We start from the raw sequence: 16,619 nt of genomic DNA, 5'->3' as shown, positions 1-16,619 counted from the left end.
GGAGTACATGAAGGCCCCTTCCTTGCGCCTAGGTACAGGAAGGGGGCCTTCATGTACTCCTGGTGTGCTCCGCCTGGCGCGGCCCGATGCCCCGAAGGGCACCTTTGAGACGACCAGCGTCCTGAAGGGCACCTTTGAGACATCCCGCGCGCGCTCACCACGGCCGTCCGCCCGCCCGGCCCAGCGCTCCCGGCGCCGACCTGCGTTTAGCGGGCTAAACGCGATCTGTGCGGCGGGAGGGGCGTTGGGGTGCCAGCCCTCTGGCCCGACGCGTTGCGAAAGCCACTTTCGCAACCTTCAGCGTTGCGAAAGTGGCTTTCGCAACGTCAGGGCCCTGCGGATCGCGATTAGCCCGCTAAACGCAGGTCCGGCGCCGAGCAGGGCCGGAGAAGCGTGAAGGCCCCCGTCCCAGGCGAAGCCGTGGGAAGGGGGCCTTCACGCGCGAAGCGAGAGACGTCAGTCGGTGGTCTCGTCGGCGCCGTCGGCCTTCGCCTTGGCGTCGGCCGCCTTGGGCGCCCGGCCGTTGCGCGAGCTGCGGCGCGGCTGACGCGGGGCGGGCGGCGGCGGCGAGATCTGCTGCATGGCCGGGCCACCGCCGAGCATGAGCTCCGCGAAGGTCGCCATGGCCTCGTCCAGCTGGCCGCCGATACGGCGCACGGACTCGTCGTTGCTCTTGCGCACCAGCGAGTCGACCGAGTCGGTGTCCGGCTGCTTCTGCAGCGTGCTCTCGACCTTGGACAGACCGGAGCGGATCGAGCCGTCGAGGTCGCCGAGGCGCCCGGTGAAGCCGTCCTCGACCTTGTCGAGCCGCTCGGCCAGATCGTCGAGCCGCGAGGTGACCTTCTCGAGGCGGTCGCCGAGGCCGTCGAGCCGCTCCGACGCGTCGATCATCTCGCCGGTCTCGGTCAGCGCGGTCTTCAGCGCCTCGGTGTTCGCGGTGAGGCTTTCCTTGGTCGCCTTGTCGAGGTTCTCGACGCGGGTGCGCAGCTCGCGGTCGACGGTGTCGACGCGGTCCCGCAGGGTCGACTCGGCCTGCTCGACGCGCTCGCGCACCGGGCCGATCACCGACTGCGGCAGCGCGTCGGTCTTCACGTCCTGCTTGTCGAGGTGCGCGCCGAGCTCGTCGAGACGGCGGTGGATGTTCTGGAGCTTGTCCTCGAGCCCGTCCATCCGGCCCCCGACGCCTTCGAGGCGCGCGGCCATCCCGTCGAGGCGGCCGTCGAGCTGAGCGAACGGCTTGGCCAGCTTGTCGACGATGCTTTCGACGGCGCGGGTCAGCGCGGCGATCGCGGTGTCCTGCGCTTCGAGCCGCGACATGGTCTCGTCGAGACGTTCGGCGAGCACGCTGGTCTCGGTGCGGTCGGGCATCTCCGAGAGCCGCTTGCGCACCGCGCCGAGCGAGTCGACCGGGGCCAGGCGTGCGTAGATGTCGTCGAGCGCGTCGAAGATCTGCTGCTGTTCGCTCTCACGCACTTCGGCCGCGCGCACCAGCATGTTGCGCATCCGGTCGAAGGACGGGGCTGCAATGTGGTTGTCAGTGGTCACTGCGGTGTCCTTCGTGGGCGGGGAAATGGGAGGGACGTGACGTGAAGCTTATCCATTGCGGAATTGCTCTGCGTATGGCCCCCGGGTATCGGACAATGCCGAGCTCTGCCCTGATGGCCGATTCAGCCGGTGATCCACAAAGCCGAGGGTTAAGTCAAGCATGAGACTTACCGCCATGTAGGGGAATGACAGGCTGGTTACCGTTACGTATGTCCTCTGAAAGCAGCAGACCACGCGTCCCGGAGGCGGTACTGGCCCGCGCTCCCAAGGTTCTCCTCCACGACCACCTGGACGGCGGATTGCGGCCGGCCACGGTCGCCGAGCTCGCCGAGCAGACCGGGTATCAGGCCTTGCCGACCGGCGATCCCGCCGAACTGGGCCGCTGGTTCCGTGACGCGGCCGATTCCGGCTCCCTCGTCTCGTACCTTGAGACGTTCGCGCACACCTGTGGCGTCATGCAGACCGAGGAAGCGCTGGTCAGAGTGGCCGCCGAAGCGGTGGAAGACCTCGCGGCCGACGGCGTCGTCTACGCCGAGGTGCGTTACGCCCCCGAACTCTTCGTCGAACGCGGTCTGTCACTCGATGCGGTGGTGGAGGCCGTTCAGGCCGGATTCGCCGAAGGTGAACGGAGAGTGGCGGCCGGCGGTGGCCGGATCCGCGTCGGGACGTTGCTCTGCGCGATGCGCCAGCACGCCAGGGCGCTCGAGATCGCCGGGCTCGCCGTCCGCTACCGCGACGCCGGTGTGGTCGGGTTCGACATCGCCGGACCGGAAGACGGATTTCCGCCTACCAGAAATCTCGACGCATTCGAGTTCCTGCGGACGAATAATGCGCATTTCACGATTCATGCCGGGGAGGCGTTCGGGCTCGCGTCCATTTGGGAGGCGATTCAGCATTGTGGCGCGGAGCGGCTGGGCCACGGCGTGCGCATCGTCGACGACATCAAGACCGACAGCGACGGCACGGTCCATTTGGGACGGTTGGCCGCCTACGTCCGCGACCGGCGGATCCCGCTCGAGATCTGTCCCACGTCCAATGTCCAGACGGGAGCGGCGCGCTCGATCGGCGAACATCCCATCGGACTGCTCGCCAGGCTGCGGTTCCGGGTCACCGTCAACACCGACAACCGGCTGATGAGCGGCTGCTCGATGACCAGCGAATTCGCGGCACTGAACGAGGCCTTCGGCTTCGGGCTGGCCGATCTCGAGTGGTTCACGATCAATGCGATGAAATCCGCCTTCCTCGATTTCGACCAGCGGCTCGACATCATCAACACGGTCATCAAGCCCGGCTACGCGTCCTTGCGTTCGTTAGCATAGCCAACTATTGTTCACTATGTAGGAGTTGATTCCCATATAGTGAAACGGTGGCGACGATGACGCAGGTCGTGGACGTGAGGATCGGCGGCAAACGACGCTGGCTCATCCTCGCGCTCGGCCTCGCCGCGCAGACCGCGAGCTGTTCGTTCCTTTACGGGATCCCGTTCCTGGTGCCGTCGATGCAGCGTGCGGAGGGGCTCTCGCTGGCCGAAGCGGGCACCGTGGTCGCGGCGCCGAGCCTTGGCCTGTTGTTCACCTTGATCTTGTGGGGTGCGGCGGCGGACCGTTACGGAGAGCGTTTGGTAATGGCCATCGGGCTCGGCGTCTCGGGGTTACTCCTCGTGTACGCGGCCATCGGTGACCACTCGCTCGTGACCCTCTTTGGGGTGTTCCTGCTCGCCGGCGCGAGCACCGCGTCAGTGAACGCCGCGAGCGGCCGGGCCGTCCTCGGCTGGTTCGGCCCGGCCGAACGCGGCCTCGCGATGGGCATCCGCCAGATGGCCCAGCCGCTCGGGGTGGGCGTCGCGGCCTTCGGGCTCCCGCCGCTCGCGGACCGCTGGGGTTTCCAGGTCTCGCTCATGCTGCCCGCGCTGACCGCGATCGGTGTCGCACTCCTGGTCGCCTGGCTGCTGGTCGATCCGCCGCGACCGGAGACCCCGGCGGGCAAGACGGAGAAACCGCCGTCGCCGTACCGGAAGCCGGCCTTGTGGCGGGTCCACGGCGCGAGCGCGCTGCTCGTCGTCCCGCAGTTCGCGGTGTCCGCGTTCACCCCCGTGTACCTGGTGACGGTGCACGGCTGGACGCCGGCGTCCGCGGGCTGGTTCGCCGGCGCCGTCCAGATCCTCGGCGCGCTGGGCCGGATCGCGTCGGGCTACTGGTCCGACCGCGCGGGCAGCAGGCTGCGGCCGATGCGGCAGCTGGCGGTCGCGAGCGCGGCGGTGATGCTGCTGGTCGCGCTCGGGGACGCGACGTGGCCGTGGCTGGTGCTGCTCGCGCTCGTCCTGGCCGCGGTGATCACCGTGTCCGACAACGGGCTCGGGTTCACCGCGTCGGCGGAGATGGCCGGGCTCGCCTGGGCGGGGCGGGCGATGGGCACGCAGAACACCGGGCAGAACATCGCCGCGGCACTGACGCCGCCGCTGCTGGGCTTGGTGATCGGCGATTCGCGGTACGCGCTGGCGTTCTGCGTGGCCGCGGTCTTCCCCGCCCTGGCCGTGGCGCTGGTGCCCGTCAGACACGAAAAGAGCCCCTCAGGACGAACCTGAGGGGCCCTTTCGCGGGATGGATCAGACGACCGTGAGCCGGTTCTCGAAGGTCTCGACGAGCTTGCGCCACTCCGACTGCTCGGCGTCGAACGGAGCGCTCGGCTCGAGGCGCGACGGGTCCGGCCGCAGCACGAACGACACCAGCCAGCCGAGGCTTTCGTTGGCGGCCAGCGCGGTTTCGACGCTGTCGTCGTCGGCCCACTCGGCGGCGTCGGTGATCAGCTCGACGGCCAGCTCCAGCTGCGTCGGGTCGATCGCCTCCGGGCCCTCGGCGATGTCCTCGGCGATCCCGTTCAGCACGTAGGTGTTCTCGGTGTCGACCTCGATCTCGAGCTCGCCCGCGGTGGCCTTCGTGGTCACTTCGTCCCAAGTGGACACTTCGGCGAGATCGTTGCCCGCCAGGTCCTTGCCGTCCGCGATCGCGCGGATGAGGGCCTTCTCGGAGGTGAAGACGTCGATCTCGCCTTCGCTGCCGAGGAAGATCGGCTTGTCGTCGAGGTAGCAGCGCAGCGTGTAGTACTCGGCGCCGGAGGTGATGATCTTGATCGGGTCGATGCCGACCTCGCCCCAGAAACCGACGGGCTCGTCGTCTTCCTCGTCCTCGTCGTCGACGTCCACGAGGTCTTCGTCGACGGCGGCCGCTTCGGCCTCGGCGGACTCCGCGAGGAAGGTCGCGAGCTCCTCCGCGGTCTGCTCCAGCACCTTCTCGTCGACGTCGGGGACGGTCACGAGACCGTCGATCGCGTCGAGCACGGTGTCCCACTTCTCGGAGACCGCCTGCGACAGGTCCGCCCAGAGGCGCTCGCCGTCACGGCCGGAGAAGGGCAGCGTGCCCTGGTCCAGCAGCGAGAAGCTCTCGTGCGCGTCGAGGACTTCGTGGACCTCTTCGAGCTCGCACACGTCCGCGAGCGAACGCACGATGCCGATGATCTCGGCCAGCTCGCCGAGCGTCCACTGGTCCGGCTTCTCGGCGACCAGCTCGGGGACGCCGACCAGGTCGTAGGTGTGGTCGTCGTCCGGGATGAGCTCGGGCACGTTCAGCGCCGGGACGACCTCCCACGCGGGGTGGTCGAGCAGGTCGTGCTGCTCGGAGGTCCGCACGAAGGCGGCGAGATGCGCGGCGTCCGGGAAGGCGTACAGGTCTTCCTCGTCGCCGAGGAAGGCTTCCCACTCCTCGCCGTCTTCCCGCCAGCGCGGCGCCCAGAGGGTGACGACGTCACCCTGAGGCAGGCCGAGTTCGATCGGGATGATGTCCTGTGCCATTCCTAAGCCCTCTCGGATTACCGCCTGTGTGCGCGCGACCGGGTGATGCTGCCCGATAGGTGCGCGGTACCGCGAAGCCTACGGGTTTCCGGCGGAGGGCGCGATCACCCCTGGGCAAGAAGCGACCAACGGATGGCACGATAGGTCTTCTGATGACACTTACAGACCTCCTGCCTGCGGATCCCGACCCCGACTCGCTGTTCGAAGCCTTCTCCACCTGGACGGCCGAGCGCGGGTTGGAGCTGTACCCCGCGCAGGAAGAGGCCATCATCGAGGTGGTCTCCGGAGCGAACGTGATCCTGTCGACGCCGACGGGCTCGGGAAAGAGCCTGGTCGCCGTCGGAGCGCACTTCACCGCGCTCGCGCACGGCCGCCGCAGCTACTACACGGCCCCGATCAAGGCGCTCGTCTCGGAGAAGTTCTTCCAGCTCATCGAGATCTTCGGCGCCGAGAACGTCGGCATGATGACCGGTGACTCGGCGGTGAACGCCGACGCGCCGATCATCTGCTGCACGGCGGAGATCCTGGCGAACATGGCGTTGCGGTTCGGTGCCGACGCGCCGGTCGGCCAGGTCGTCGCGGACGAGTTCCACTTCTACTCGGAGCCGGATCGCGGGTGGGCCTGGCAGGTGCCGCTGCTGGAACTGCCGAAAGCGCAGTTCGTGCTGATGTCGGCGACGCTGGGCGACGTCTCGTTCTTCGAAAAAGATCTCACCCGCCGGACCGGCCGCCCGACCGCGGTGGTCACCTCGGCGCAGCGGCCGGTGCCGCTGACCTTCCGCTACGCGCTGACGCCGTTGCACGAGACGATGTCCGAGCTGCTCAACGGCGGGCAGTCGCCGGTGTACGTCGTGCACTTCTCGCAGGCCGCGGCGATCGAGCGCGCGCAGACGCTGATGAGCATCAACGTCACCTCGAAGGCGGAGAAGGAGGCCATCGCCGAGATGCTCGGCGACTTCCGCTTCTCGGCCGGGTTCGGGAAGACGCTGTCGAGGCTGGTCCGGCACGGGATCGGCGTGCACCACGCCGGCATGCTGCCGAAGTACCGGCGGCTGGTCGAGCAGCTCGCGCAGGCCGGGCTGCTGAAGGTGATCTGCGGGACCGACACGCTCGGCGTCGGCATCAACGTACCGATCCGCACAGTGGTCTTCTCGGCGCTGACGAAGTACGACGGCGTGCGGCAGCGGCATCTCAAGGCGCGCGAGTTCCACCAGATCGCCGGCCGCGCGGGCCGCGCCGGGTACGACACCGACGGCTACGTCGTCGTGCAGGCGCCCGACCACGTCGTCGAAAACGCCAAGGCGCTGGAGAAGGCGGGCGACGATCCGAAGAAGAAAAAGAAGATCGTCCGCAAGAAGGCGCCCGAAGGGTTCGTCAACTGGACGGAGAGCACCTTCGACCGGCTGATCGCCGCCGAGCCGGAGCCGCTGACGTCGAGTTTCCACGTCAGCCACTCGATGCTGCTGAACGTCATCTCCCGGCCGGGCAACGCGTTCGACTCGATGCGGCATCTGCTGGAGGACAACCATTCCGACCGTCCCACCCAGCGGAAACTGATCCTGCGCGCGATCGCGATCTACCGCGCACTGCTCGCGGCCGGGGTCGTGGAACGGCTCGACGAGCCCGACGAACAGGGCCGCATCGTCCGGCTCACCGTGGACCTGCAGTTCGACTTCGCGCTGAACCAGCCGCTTTCGCCGTTCGCGCTGGCGGCGATCGAGCTCCTTGACGTCGATTCGCCGTCCTATCCGCTCGACGTCGTGTCCATTGTGGAATCCACTGTGGACAATCCGCGTCCGGTGCTGTCACAGCAGCAGTTCAAGGCGCGCGGCGAGGCCGTGCAGGCGATGAAGGCCGAAGGCATCGAGTACGACGAGCGGATGGAACTGCTCGAGAACGTCACGTACCCGAAGCCGCTGGAGGAGCTGCTGGAGGCGGCGTATTCCCGCTACCGGCAAGGGCATCCGTGGGTGGAGGACTACGAGCTCAAACCGAAGTCCGTCGTGCGCGACATGTACGAGCGCGCGATGAACTTCGTGGAGTACATCGGTTTCTACCAGCTGGCCCGCTCGGAAGGGCTGGTGCTGCGGTACCTCACCGACACCTACGACTCATTGCGGCACACGGTTCCGGACGAGGCCAAGAACGAGGGGTTGCAGGACCTCATCGAATGGCTCGGCGAACTGGTGCGCCAGGTCGACTCCAGTCTCCTCGACGAGTGGGAAGCCTTGCGGCACCCCGAAGAGGAAGGCCCGGTTTCGACGCGGCCGCCGTCCGAGCCGCCCGCGGTCACGCGGAACGAGCGGGCGTTCCGCGTGCTGGTGCGGAACGAGTTGTTCCGCCGAGTGGAGCTGGCGTCGCGGCGTGCCTACGACACGCTGGGCGAGTTGGACGCCGCTTCGGGCTGGGACGCGGACGCGTGGGAAGACGCCATCGAGGACTACTTCGACGAGCACGAAACGCTCGGCATCGGGCCGGACGCGCGCGGGCCGAAGCTGCTGATCATCGAGCAGGAGAAGGAGATCTGGCGGGTGCGGCAGATCTTCGACGATCCGGCGGGTGACCACGACTGGGGCATCAGCGCCGAGGTCGACCTGGCGGCATCGGACGAGGCGGGCTCGGCGGTCATCCGGATCACAGCGGTGGACCAGCTGGGACTTTCTGCCGGGTGACGAGCAGCAGCCGCCGGCGCCGGACCAGCTGAACGACCAGCACGATCAGCGACAACGCCGGCAACGGATAGCCGAGCAGCAAGCCCACCGTGATGTCGGTGAGCGGCGCGAGGACGGCGACGACGAAAACCCACGTCGGCGCTGTCGGCAGCTTCGCGCCCGAGCGGACCTTGCCCCACGGTTTCGCCACCGAAAGCCACGCCTGGAACGCCAAAGCGCTCGCCATCAGCGCCGTCCCGGCGGTCAGTGCCACCGGCGGCGGCTCGCTGCCGACGGAATCCCGTAAAGCGCCCGACAGCAGGAAGATCCCGGCGTAGAGCTGGACGAGCGTGATCGCGAACTTCGCCAGCACCCACCAGTGCCGGGTGAATCCCCAGGCAGTTCCTGCGGCGAGCATGAAACCGGTGAACGCCGACGCGTTGGCGAGCGGCGCCAGCAGGAACGTGTCGATCTCGTGCGCCATCGAGGTCGCGGCGACGCGGATCCCGCCGTCCTCGCTCGTGCGGCCGATCACCAAGAGGGTGAACAGCGCCAGGGCTTGTCCCATCCAGCCGACCGAAGTGACGACGTGCAGCCATACGGTCAGCTGCCGCCAGGTCCTCGTCCCCATGCCGGACACGGTCGCCTGAACAACCGGCCCGGCACATCGGGGACGACCCTGAAATCACACCGGAAGGGGCGGGAAGCAGGCCTGCGCGTCGTGGCCGTCGAACCAGAGCCCGACCGTGAACGCCATCGTCGCCTCCATGAGCGCGGCCCGGTCGAGTCCGCCCGCGACCAGCGGAACGCACCCGATGTCGCGGATCAGTTCGCTCACTTCGCCGACCTTGCCGCCGCAGATGGGCACCGCCAGCGGACGGCCGCCGAACACCGGCGGAGTCATCCGCCAGACGTCCACGTGGCACAGGTTGAACGCCTTGACCACGTGCGCGCCCGGTGCGGCGGCGGCGATCCGAACGGCCTGGTCGGGGACCGTGAGCGTGGCGCCCGGGCCGACCGCGTTGGTGCAGTCGATCAGCACCTTCCCGGCGAGATCCCCTGCGGCGGCAAGGACTTCCGCCACCGACGCGGCGGGAACGGCGAGCAGGATCACGTCACTGGCCCGGGCGGTCTCCTCCCAGGTCCCCACGCGCGGGGAGATCCTGACGGCCTTGGCCCGGTCGCGGGCGGCGACCATCACCTCGTGCCCGGCCCTGGCCCACTGGCCGCCGAGCGCCTCCGCCATCCCGCCCGCGCCGAAGATACCGATACGCATGTGCTGCTCCCTAAGATCGAGTGGACAGCACGACCGTAGAAAGCCGCGCGGGTACCGAATGGTTACCGGAGGTCCGATGAACGACGTCTTCCTCGCCGATTGCCGTGCCCGGCTGGCCTTCGACCTGATGGCGAACACGTGGAACCCGGTCGTCCTGTGGGCTTTGCGCGAAGGGCCGCTGCGCCCGGCCGAACTGCGGCGACGGCTCGGCGGGATCAGCACGAAGGTGCTCACGGAGACCGTCCGGCGGCTGGAGTTCAACGGGCTCGTCCACCGGCGCGACTGCGGGCGGACGGCGAAGGTCGAGTACTCGCTGACGGAACTCGGGGCCACGCTGCTGGGGCCTATCGAAGCCTTCGGGGAGTGGGCGTTCCGGCACGGCGACGAGGTGATGGCGGCGCAGGACGAGGCGACCCGGTCGCGCGAACTCGCGTGATTGGAGGCGTAACTCGCGTGATTGAGGGCGTAACTCGCGGTTAGGCGAGCGGGCGAGCCTCGGCCAGCTTGAGCAGCGGGACGGCCGCGGCGGCGTCGGTGATCAGTGTCGAGACCATGCCCGAGCGCAGGACGGCGTCGATCGCTTCGGCCTTCGGTTCCGTGTAGCCCAGCGCGATCACTTCGGGGACGGCCAGCAGGTCCTCGGCGCTGATCGCCAGCACGTGGTGGGCGAGCCCGGTGGACATCGGGGTCCCGTCGGCGTCGAACAGGCGCGCGGACACCTCGGCCTTGGCACCGCGTTTCGCGATCGCGCTCCGCTCGGCCTCGTCGAGCGCGTCGTAGACCGTCGACTCCTCGGGCTTCCACGCGCCGATGCTGACGACGGCCTTGGTCAAGTTCTTGAACTGCCCGAAGGTCTCCGCGATGCCGGGCTGCCTGCGCAGCGTTTCGGTGGTGCGGCGATCGGGGAGGACGAGCGGGCCGAAGATCGGGTACGGCTCGCCGCCGGACACCGACGCGACGCGGCTGACCGTCTCCACCGAACGGTCGCGCATGTCCATCCCCGCCTGCACCCCGCACAACTGCACGATCGGGCATTTCGGCAGTGACTCGATCGCGTCGGTCATCGCGTTCACCGAACGTGCCCACGACAGGCCCAGGACGTCGCCGGGAGTGACGATCTCGGTCAGGAGGCGGGCGGCGAGCGTGCCGATCTTACGCCTCGCCACTTCGCGGGATTCCGGTTCGGGCGCTCGTTCGAGCACGAGGACCCGGTCGAGCCGGTACGCCGCGCGGATCTCTTCGGACAGCACGAGATCGACCGGCGCCGGCAGCCGGAACTCGACCCGGACGATGCCGCTTTCCCTGGCCGTGTCCAGCATTCGCGCGACCTTGAACCGGCTGATCCCGAACTCGTCGGCGATCTCGAGCTTCGACGCGCCCTGCTCGTAGAACCGCCGGGCCACCGCGGCCAGGCGAAGCGACTCCACCAGGCCGAGACCCTGCTTCTTCCCGCTCATCTGAGCACTATACCGCGAAATCAACCCGAAAGGTTGACGTAACAACAGGGAAAAGTTCACCATGCCTGGACATGCAGTCCGAAACATAGGCCTGTCCCGCTCATTTGAGCGGAGAGAAGAGGAGCTGGCATGCGTGCCGCGATCGTGGACAAGCCCGGGGAGATCAGGGTCGGCGAGGTGCCCGATCCCAAACCGGGGGATCGCCAGGTCGTCGTCAAGGTGGGTGCCTGCGGGATCTGCGGGACCGACCTCCACATCGCTGACGGGCACTTCCCGCCGACGCCCTATCCGATCGTCCCCGGTCACGAGTTCGCCGGCGAGATCGTCGAACTCGGCGCGGACGTGCCGGGTGGCTGGAAGATCGGCGACCGGGTGGCCGTCGACCCGTCGCTGTTCTGCGGCTACTGCAAGCCTTGCCGGTCCGGCCGCGGCAACCTCTGCGAGAACTGGAACGCGACCGGCGACACCGTGAACGGTGCCTTCGCCGAGTACGTCGCCGTCCCTTCGGCGAACTGTTACCGCATGCCGGACACGATGACCTGGGAGCAGGGCGCCCTCGTCGAGCCGGTTTCCTGCGCGGTCCACGGCGTGCGCCGCATCGGCGTCGAGGCGGGGGAGCGGTTCCTCGTCGTCGGGGCGGGCACGATGGGGCTGATCATGCAGCAGTTGCTGCAGCGCGCGGGCGCCCTCGTCACGGTAGTTGACCGCAACACTTCCCGCCTCGGCCGGGCGATGGACCTCGGCGCGGCCGCGGTCGCGGGCGACGTGAAGGACCTCGACGACGAGAAGTTCGACGCCGCCGCGGACTGCACCGGCGCCGCGCCCGCCATCGAAGCCGCTTTCGACTCGCTTCAGCGCGGAGGCCGCCTACTGGTCTTCGGTGTCGCGCCCGCCGAAGCACGCGTCGCGCTTTCGCCGTTCCGGATCTACAACGACGAGATCACCGTCGTCGGCTCGATGGCCGTCATGAACAGCTTCGGTGCCGCGCTCGACCTGGTCGCCGACGGCGCCGTCGACACCGCCGCGCTGCTCACCGACACCCTGCCGCTGGAGCAGTACCCCGACGCTCTCGCCCTCATGCGCAGCGGCGCCGGCCTGAAGGTGCAGGTCATACCGGGAGGCGAAGGTGCGTAAAGCAGCCGCTCTGCTCTCGGTCCTCTTGCTGACCCTCACCGGATGCGCCGGTGCGGGCGCGCTCGGGACCGGTGACCGGACGCTCGTCGTCGCGATCGTCGCGAACCCGCAGATGAAGGACGCCATCGAGCTTTCCGGCGAGTTCGAGAAGGCCAACCCCGGCGTCAGCCTCAAATTCGTGTCGCTGCCGGAAAACCAGGCGCGCGCGAAGATCACCGCGTCGACGGCCACCGAAGGCGGCGAGTTCGACGTCGTCATGATCAGCAACTACGAGGCGCCGCAGTGGGCCGCGAACGGCTGGCTCGAAAACCTCGGCCCGCATATCGCGGCGAACCCCGCCTACGACGCGGACGACTTCATTCCGAGTATCAAGGAATCCTTGTCGCACAACGGATCGCTCTACGCGGTGCCGTTCTACGGCGAGTCGTCGTTCCTGGCCTACCGGAAGGATCTGTTCGAGCAGGCCGGGATCACCATGCCCGCCAAGCCGACCTGGACGCAGATCGCCGAGTACGCCGCGAAACTCGACGACAAGGCCAAGGGTATCGCCGGGATCTGCCTGCGCGGCAAGCCCGGCTGGGGTGAGAGCCTCGCGCCGTTCACCACGGTCGCCAACACCTTCGGCGCGCAGTGGTTCGACAAGGACTGGAACGCGAAGCTGACCAGCCCCGAGTTCAAGGCCGCCGCGGAGTTCTACGTGAACCTCGTGCGGAACCACGGCGAGGTCGGCGCGTCGAGCGCGGGCTTCTCCGAATGCGGAACGCGCTACACGCAGGGCCAGGCCGCGATGTGGTACGACGCCACGGTCATGGCGGGGACGAACGAGGATCCGTCGGCCAGCAAGGTCGTCGGGAAGTCCGGCTACGCCCCGGCGCCGGTGGAGAAGACGCAGTCCAGCGGCTGGCTCTACACGTGGGCGTTGGCGATCCCGAAGGTCGCGAAGCACAAGGACATCGCCTTCAAGTTCATGTCCTGGATGACCGACAAGGCGTACGTGCAGCGGGTCGCCAAGGAATTCGGCGACTGGAACCGCGTCCCGCCGGGCGTGCGGAAATCGACGTACGACATCCCTGAATACCGCGAGGCCGCCAAGGCCTACGCGCAGCCGACACTGGACGGGATCGCGGACGCCGACCAGCGCAAGGCGATGGTGAATCCGGTGCCCTACCCCGGGATCCAGTTCGTCGGCATCCCCGAGTTCCAGGATCTCGGCACCCGCGTGAGCCAGCAGCTCTCGGCGGCGATCGCGGGGCAGATCACCGTGGACGAAGCACTCGAACAGTCACAGGAGTACGCGCAGACCGTCGGCAAGTCGTATCAGGAGGTGCAGTGATGGCCACGATCTCCGCTCCTGCCCGCCCGGAGCCCGCCCACGCGAAGAAGGCGGCTCCGAAACGCGGCACCGATACGCCGTTCAAACGACGGCTGCCGTTGCTGCCCGCGCTGCTGTTCGTCGTCGCCGTGACGCAGTTGCCCTTCGTGCTGACGGTGTTCTACTCGTTCCAGTCGTGGAACCTGGTGCGACCGGGTTCGCGGCATTTCGTCGGGCTGCAGAACTACATCGACGTCTTCGCCGACTCGACGTTCCTCTCCGCGCTGCTGAACACCGTGGTGCTGACGGTCGTGTGCGTGTTCTTCTCGCTACTGCTCGGCCTGGGGCTGGCGATCCTGCTGGACCGCAAGTTCCTCGGGCGCGGAGTGGTCCGCACCCTGCTGATCACGCCGTTCCTGATCCTGCCCGCGGCGGGCGCGCTGCTGTGGAAGACGACGATGTTCGACCCGACCTACGGGTTGCTGCACTTCGTGTTCGGTACCGATGTCGACTGGCTTTCGGAGTTCCCGCTGGCCGCGGTGATGGCCCAGGTCGTCTGGCAGTGGACGCCGTTCATGATGCTGCTGATCCTGGCCGGGTTGCAGAGCCAGCCGAAGGACGTGCTTGAGGCCGCGTCGGTCGACGGCGCCGGCCGCTGGCGGACGTTCACCGCGATCACGCTGCCGCATCTGAGCCGGTTCCTGCAGCTGGCGACGCTGCTGGGCGCGATCTACATCGTGAACAGCTTCGACGCGATCTTCCTGATGACGCAAGGCGGCCCGGGGACGGCCAGCACGAACCTGCCGTTCTACATCTACCAGCGGGCGTTCCAGGGTTTCGACATCGGGCAGTCGTCCGCGATGGGCGTGATCGTCGTGATCCTGACGATGATCGTCGCGACCTTCGCGCTGCGGCTGATGTTCCGCACGTTCTCGGTACAGGGAGGCGCGAAATGAAAAGCCGTTTCGGCCCCGGCGCGCTGACGATCGCGACCTGGGTGATCGCGATCCTGTTCGTGTTCCCGCTGCTGTGGATGATCCTCACGGCCTTCAAACAGGAGGCCGACGCCTACACCGATCCGCCGCGGCTGTTCTTCACCCCGACCCTCGACCAGTTCGCGGGCGTGCTCGAACGCGGCTTCCTGCCGTACCTGTCGAACTCGGCGTTCGTGACCGTTGTTTCGACGGTTTTCGTGCTGCTGCTGGGAATCCCGGCGGCGTACGCGCTTTCGCTGGCGCCGGTGAAGGGGACGAGCAACGCGCTCGGCTTCTTCCTGTCGACGAAGATGCTGCCGATCGTGGCGGCGATCATCCCGCTCTACGTGATCTCGCAGAACACGCAACTGCTGGACAACGTGTGGGCGCTGATCATCCTGTACACCTCGATGAACCTGCCGCTGGCGATCTGGATGATGCGGTCGTTCTTCCTGGAGGTGCCGCACGAGATGATCGAGGCGGGGCGGATCGACGGGGCGACCCTGCCGATCCTGCTGCGGAAGATCATCATGCCGGTGGTCGCGCCCGGGGTGGCCGCGACCGCGCTGATCTGCGTGATCTTCTCGTGGACCGAGTTCTTCTACTCGGTCAACCTCACCGCCGCGCGGGCCGGGACGGTGCCGGTGTTCCTGGTCGGGTTCATCACCAGCGAGGGCCTGTACTGGGCGCAGCTCTCCGCGGCCGCGCTGCTGGCGTCGCTTCCGGTGATGATCGTCGGCTGGATCGCGCAGAACCACCTGGTGCGGGGTCTGTCGATGGGCGCGGTCAAGTAGAACCTCGTGAGTGGTAAGGACGGTTCTAACCGTCCTTACCACTCACGAGCCCCACTTCTCATGCGAGCGACAAGGCTTGCCCCGGGCAAATATGCACGGCGGTGCGGGCGTTCTCTTCCGCCTCTTCGCCTTCGGGCTCGGCGTTCAGCACGATGACCGTCCCGTCGTCCTCGCTCTGGTCGAACAGGTCGGGGTCGGTGAGCACGCACTGGCCCGCGCCCACACACTTCCCGGTGTCCGCGATGATCTTCATGGCTCCTCCTACCAGGTGACCGGAAGGGCGTGGAGGCCGTAGATCGTCGAATCGTGCTTGAACGGCAGTTCGTCGACCGGAACGGCGATCCGGAGGCCCGGTACTCGCCGGAACAACGTATCGAAGACGATCTGGAGTTCCAACCTCGCCAAGTTCTGGCCGAGGCATTGATGCACCCCGAATCCGAAGGCGACGTGATGGCGCGCGCCGCGTTCGATGTCGAAGGTGTCCGGGTTCTCGAAGCCGTCCGGATCGTGGTTGCCGGCGTTGCTCAGGCCGACGACGCCTTCACCCGCGCGGATGAGCGTTCCGCCGATCTCGACGTCCGCCGTGGCGAAGCGTGAGGTCGCCGTTTCCGCGATCGTGAAGACCCGCAGGAGTTCCTCGATCGCGGCGAGCGTCTTGCCCGGATCCGCCTTGATCTTCGCCAGCTGATCGGGGTTCTCCAGCAACGTCACCGTGCCGAGCGAGATCATGTTCGCCGTGGTCTCGTGGCCGGCGATGAGCAGCAGGAACGCCAGCCCGACGAGCTCGCCGTGGTCGGCCTCGCCCGTTTCCTGTTGCTTCAGGATCTGACGGCCGAGGAGGTCGTCCTCGGTGGCGTTCGCCTCCTTCTTCGTGACGAGCTCGTCGAGATAATTCTCGAGGGACTCGAACGCGGTCATCCGTTCTTCGGCGGTGACCTCCCGGCTGAGCATCCTGGAACTGCAGGACTGGAAGAACTCGTGGTCCGAATAGGGGACACCGAGCAGTTCGCAGATCACCAGGGACGGAACCGGCAGGGAAAGCGCCTGGACGAGATCGGCGGGTTTGGGTCCGGCGAGCAGGGCGTCGAGATGTTCGTCGACGATCTGCTGAATTCGCGGTTGAAGCGCTTTCATGCGCTTGACGGTGAATTCCCCGACGACGTCCCGCCTGGCCCTGCTGTGTTCCGGCGGGTCCATCGCGATGAGGGACGGGCGGAACGGCTTGTCCTCGCGGCGGATCTGCCGCGCGACCATCAGCGGGAACGACGGACTCTGCCGGTCGGAACTGAAATGCGGGCTGCTCAGCATTTCGCGGATGTCTTCGAGCCGGGTGAGCGCCCAAGCCGTTTGCCCGGAAGGGAGACCGACCCGGGAAACCGGACTTTCCCGGCGAAGCCGTTCGTATTCGGGCGGCGGCGAAAACGGGCATTTCCGGGCCAGTGGCAAGGTCGCGGTGGTTTCCTCGACGTCGGTCATCGGGTTGTCCTTCCCCAGATGTCGGGTGGGTTCGGGCGAAATCGGACAGGGGGCCCCAAAAACGTATGCGGATGGATTTATTCCGCTTATGTCACCAAGGTACTCAAGCGGAGGCGGGTCGTCCACTCGCGAAGGGGTGGTTTCCCGGGAGGC

Annotated in this window: 15 protein-coding genes; 8 read left to right on the top strand and 7 right to left on the bottom strand. The window is 67.5% G+C overall.

Features of this window, described 5'->3' with window-relative positions; translation table 11 throughout:
• Positions 1-456 precede the first annotated feature (456 nt).
• On the bottom strand, positions 457-1,545 hold the full coding sequence (locus ACXIZN_RS28945; protein ID WP_257489163.1) for a PA containing protein: 1,089 nt from the start codon (positions 1,543-1,545) through the stop codon (positions 457-459).
• Positions 1,546-1,754: 209 nt separating this feature from the next.
• Between ACXIZN_RS28945 and ACXIZN_RS28940 the strand changes: the two genes are divergently transcribed.
• Together ACXIZN_RS28940 and ACXIZN_RS28935 are read left to right on the top strand one after the other, a co-directional pair.
• Entirely contained in the window at positions 1,755-2,864 is a 1,110-nt protein-coding gene (locus tag ACXIZN_RS28940; protein WP_457958167.1) for an adenosine deaminase, read from the top strand.
• Between the two features lie 56 nt (positions 2,865-2,920).
• Positions 2,921-4,129 carry an MFS transporter gene (locus ACXIZN_RS28935; RefSeq protein WP_457960626.1) on the top strand — a complete coding sequence of 403 codons (1,209 nt, stop codon included), beginning with the start codon at positions 2,921-2,923 and terminating at the stop codon, positions 4,127-4,129.
• A 21-nt stretch (positions 4,130-4,150) separates the two neighbouring features.
• On the opposite strand, the gene ACXIZN_RS28930 is transcribed toward ACXIZN_RS28935, so the two are convergent.
• Positions 4,151-5,392 carry a primosomal protein gene (locus ACXIZN_RS28930; protein ID WP_457958165.1) on the bottom strand — a complete coding sequence of 414 codons (1,242 nt, stop codon included), beginning with the start codon at positions 5,390-5,392 and terminating at the stop codon, positions 4,151-4,153.
• Between the two features lie 152 nt (positions 5,393-5,544).
• Between ACXIZN_RS28930 and ACXIZN_RS28925 the strand changes: the two genes are divergently transcribed.
• Positions 5,545-8,064 (top strand): DEAD/DEAH box helicase, encoded by a 2,520-nt coding sequence (locus ACXIZN_RS28925; RefSeq protein ID WP_126735257.1) that lies wholly within the window; start codon positions 5,545-5,547, stop codon positions 8,062-8,064.
• Here the strand turns inward: ACXIZN_RS28925 and ACXIZN_RS28920 are convergent.
• A complete protein-coding gene (locus tag ACXIZN_RS28920) occupies positions 8,027-8,674 on the bottom strand; it encodes a hypothetical protein (RefSeq protein ID WP_457958164.1) in 648 nt (215 codons plus the stop codon). The two genes, ACXIZN_RS28925 and ACXIZN_RS28920, sit on opposite strands and share 38 nt — an antisense overlap.
• Positions 8,675-8,728: 54 nt before the next feature.
• Positions 8,729-9,457: an NADPH-dependent F420 reductase gene (locus ACXIZN_RS28915; protein ID WP_457958162.1), complete on the bottom strand. Its 729-nt coding sequence runs from the start codon at positions 9,455-9,457 to the stop codon at positions 8,729-8,731.
• Between ACXIZN_RS28915 and ACXIZN_RS28910 the strand changes: the two genes are divergently transcribed.
• Complete coding sequence (locus ACXIZN_RS28910) at positions 9,396-9,755, top strand: winged helix-turn-helix transcriptional regulator (RefSeq protein ID WP_457958160.1); 360 nt, start codon at positions 9,396-9,398, stop codon at positions 9,753-9,755. The two genes, ACXIZN_RS28915 and ACXIZN_RS28910, sit on opposite strands and share 62 nt — an antisense overlap.
• Positions 9,756-9,795: 40 nt before the next feature.
• Here ACXIZN_RS28910 and ACXIZN_RS28905 read toward each other — a convergent pair whose 3' ends face one another.
• Complete coding sequence (locus ACXIZN_RS28905; protein WP_457958158.1) at positions 9,796-10,776, bottom strand: sugar-binding transcriptional regulator; 981 nt, start codon at positions 10,774-10,776, stop codon at positions 9,796-9,798.
• A 129-nt stretch (positions 10,777-10,905) separates the two neighbouring features.
• On the opposite strand from ACXIZN_RS28905, the gene ACXIZN_RS28900 reads away from it, so the two are divergent.
• From ACXIZN_RS28900 to ACXIZN_RS28885, 4 genes are read left to right on the top strand one after another with little or no spacing between them, the layout of a single operon-like run.
• Positions 10,906-11,910, top strand: coding sequence for a zinc-dependent alcohol dehydrogenase family protein (locus tag ACXIZN_RS28900; RefSeq protein ID WP_457958156.1), 1,005 nt, complete (start codon positions 10,906-10,908; stop codon positions 11,908-11,910).
• A complete protein-coding gene (locus ACXIZN_RS28895; RefSeq protein ID WP_192747950.1) occupies positions 11,903-13,243 on the top strand; it encodes an ABC transporter substrate-binding protein in 1,341 nt (446 codons plus the stop codon). Before ACXIZN_RS28900 ends, ACXIZN_RS28895 begins: the two co-directional genes overlap by 8 nt.
• A complete protein-coding gene (locus tag ACXIZN_RS28890; RefSeq protein WP_457958155.1) occupies positions 13,243-14,178 on the top strand; it encodes a carbohydrate ABC transporter permease in 936 nt (311 codons plus the stop codon). Before ACXIZN_RS28895 ends, ACXIZN_RS28890 begins: the two co-directional genes overlap by 1 nt.
• The gene (locus tag ACXIZN_RS28885; RefSeq protein ID WP_457958153.1) at positions 14,175-14,990 is read left to right on the top strand and encodes a carbohydrate ABC transporter permease; all 816 of its coding nucleotides are present in this window, start codon (positions 14,175-14,177) and stop codon (positions 14,988-14,990) included. Before ACXIZN_RS28890 ends, ACXIZN_RS28885 begins: the two co-directional genes overlap by 4 nt.
• Positions 14,991-15,048: 58 nt before the next feature.
• On the opposite strand, the gene ACXIZN_RS28880 is transcribed toward ACXIZN_RS28885, so the two are convergent.
• Positions 15,049-15,243: a ferredoxin gene (locus tag ACXIZN_RS28880; RefSeq protein ID WP_126735249.1), complete on the bottom strand. Its 195-nt coding sequence runs from the start codon at positions 15,241-15,243 to the stop codon at positions 15,049-15,051.
• 8 nt (positions 15,244-15,251) lie between these two features.
• On the bottom strand, positions 15,252-16,466 hold the full coding sequence (locus ACXIZN_RS28875) for a cytochrome P450 (RefSeq protein WP_457958151.1): 1,215 nt from the start codon (positions 16,464-16,466) through the stop codon (positions 15,252-15,254).
• Between the last annotated feature and the right edge of the window lie 153 nt (positions 16,467-16,619).

The organism is Amycolatopsis sp. TRM77291 (assembly GCF_054166285.1).
The sequence above is the reverse complement of the archived record's forward strand: the minus strand, read 5'-3'. Positions and strand labels throughout refer to the sequence as shown.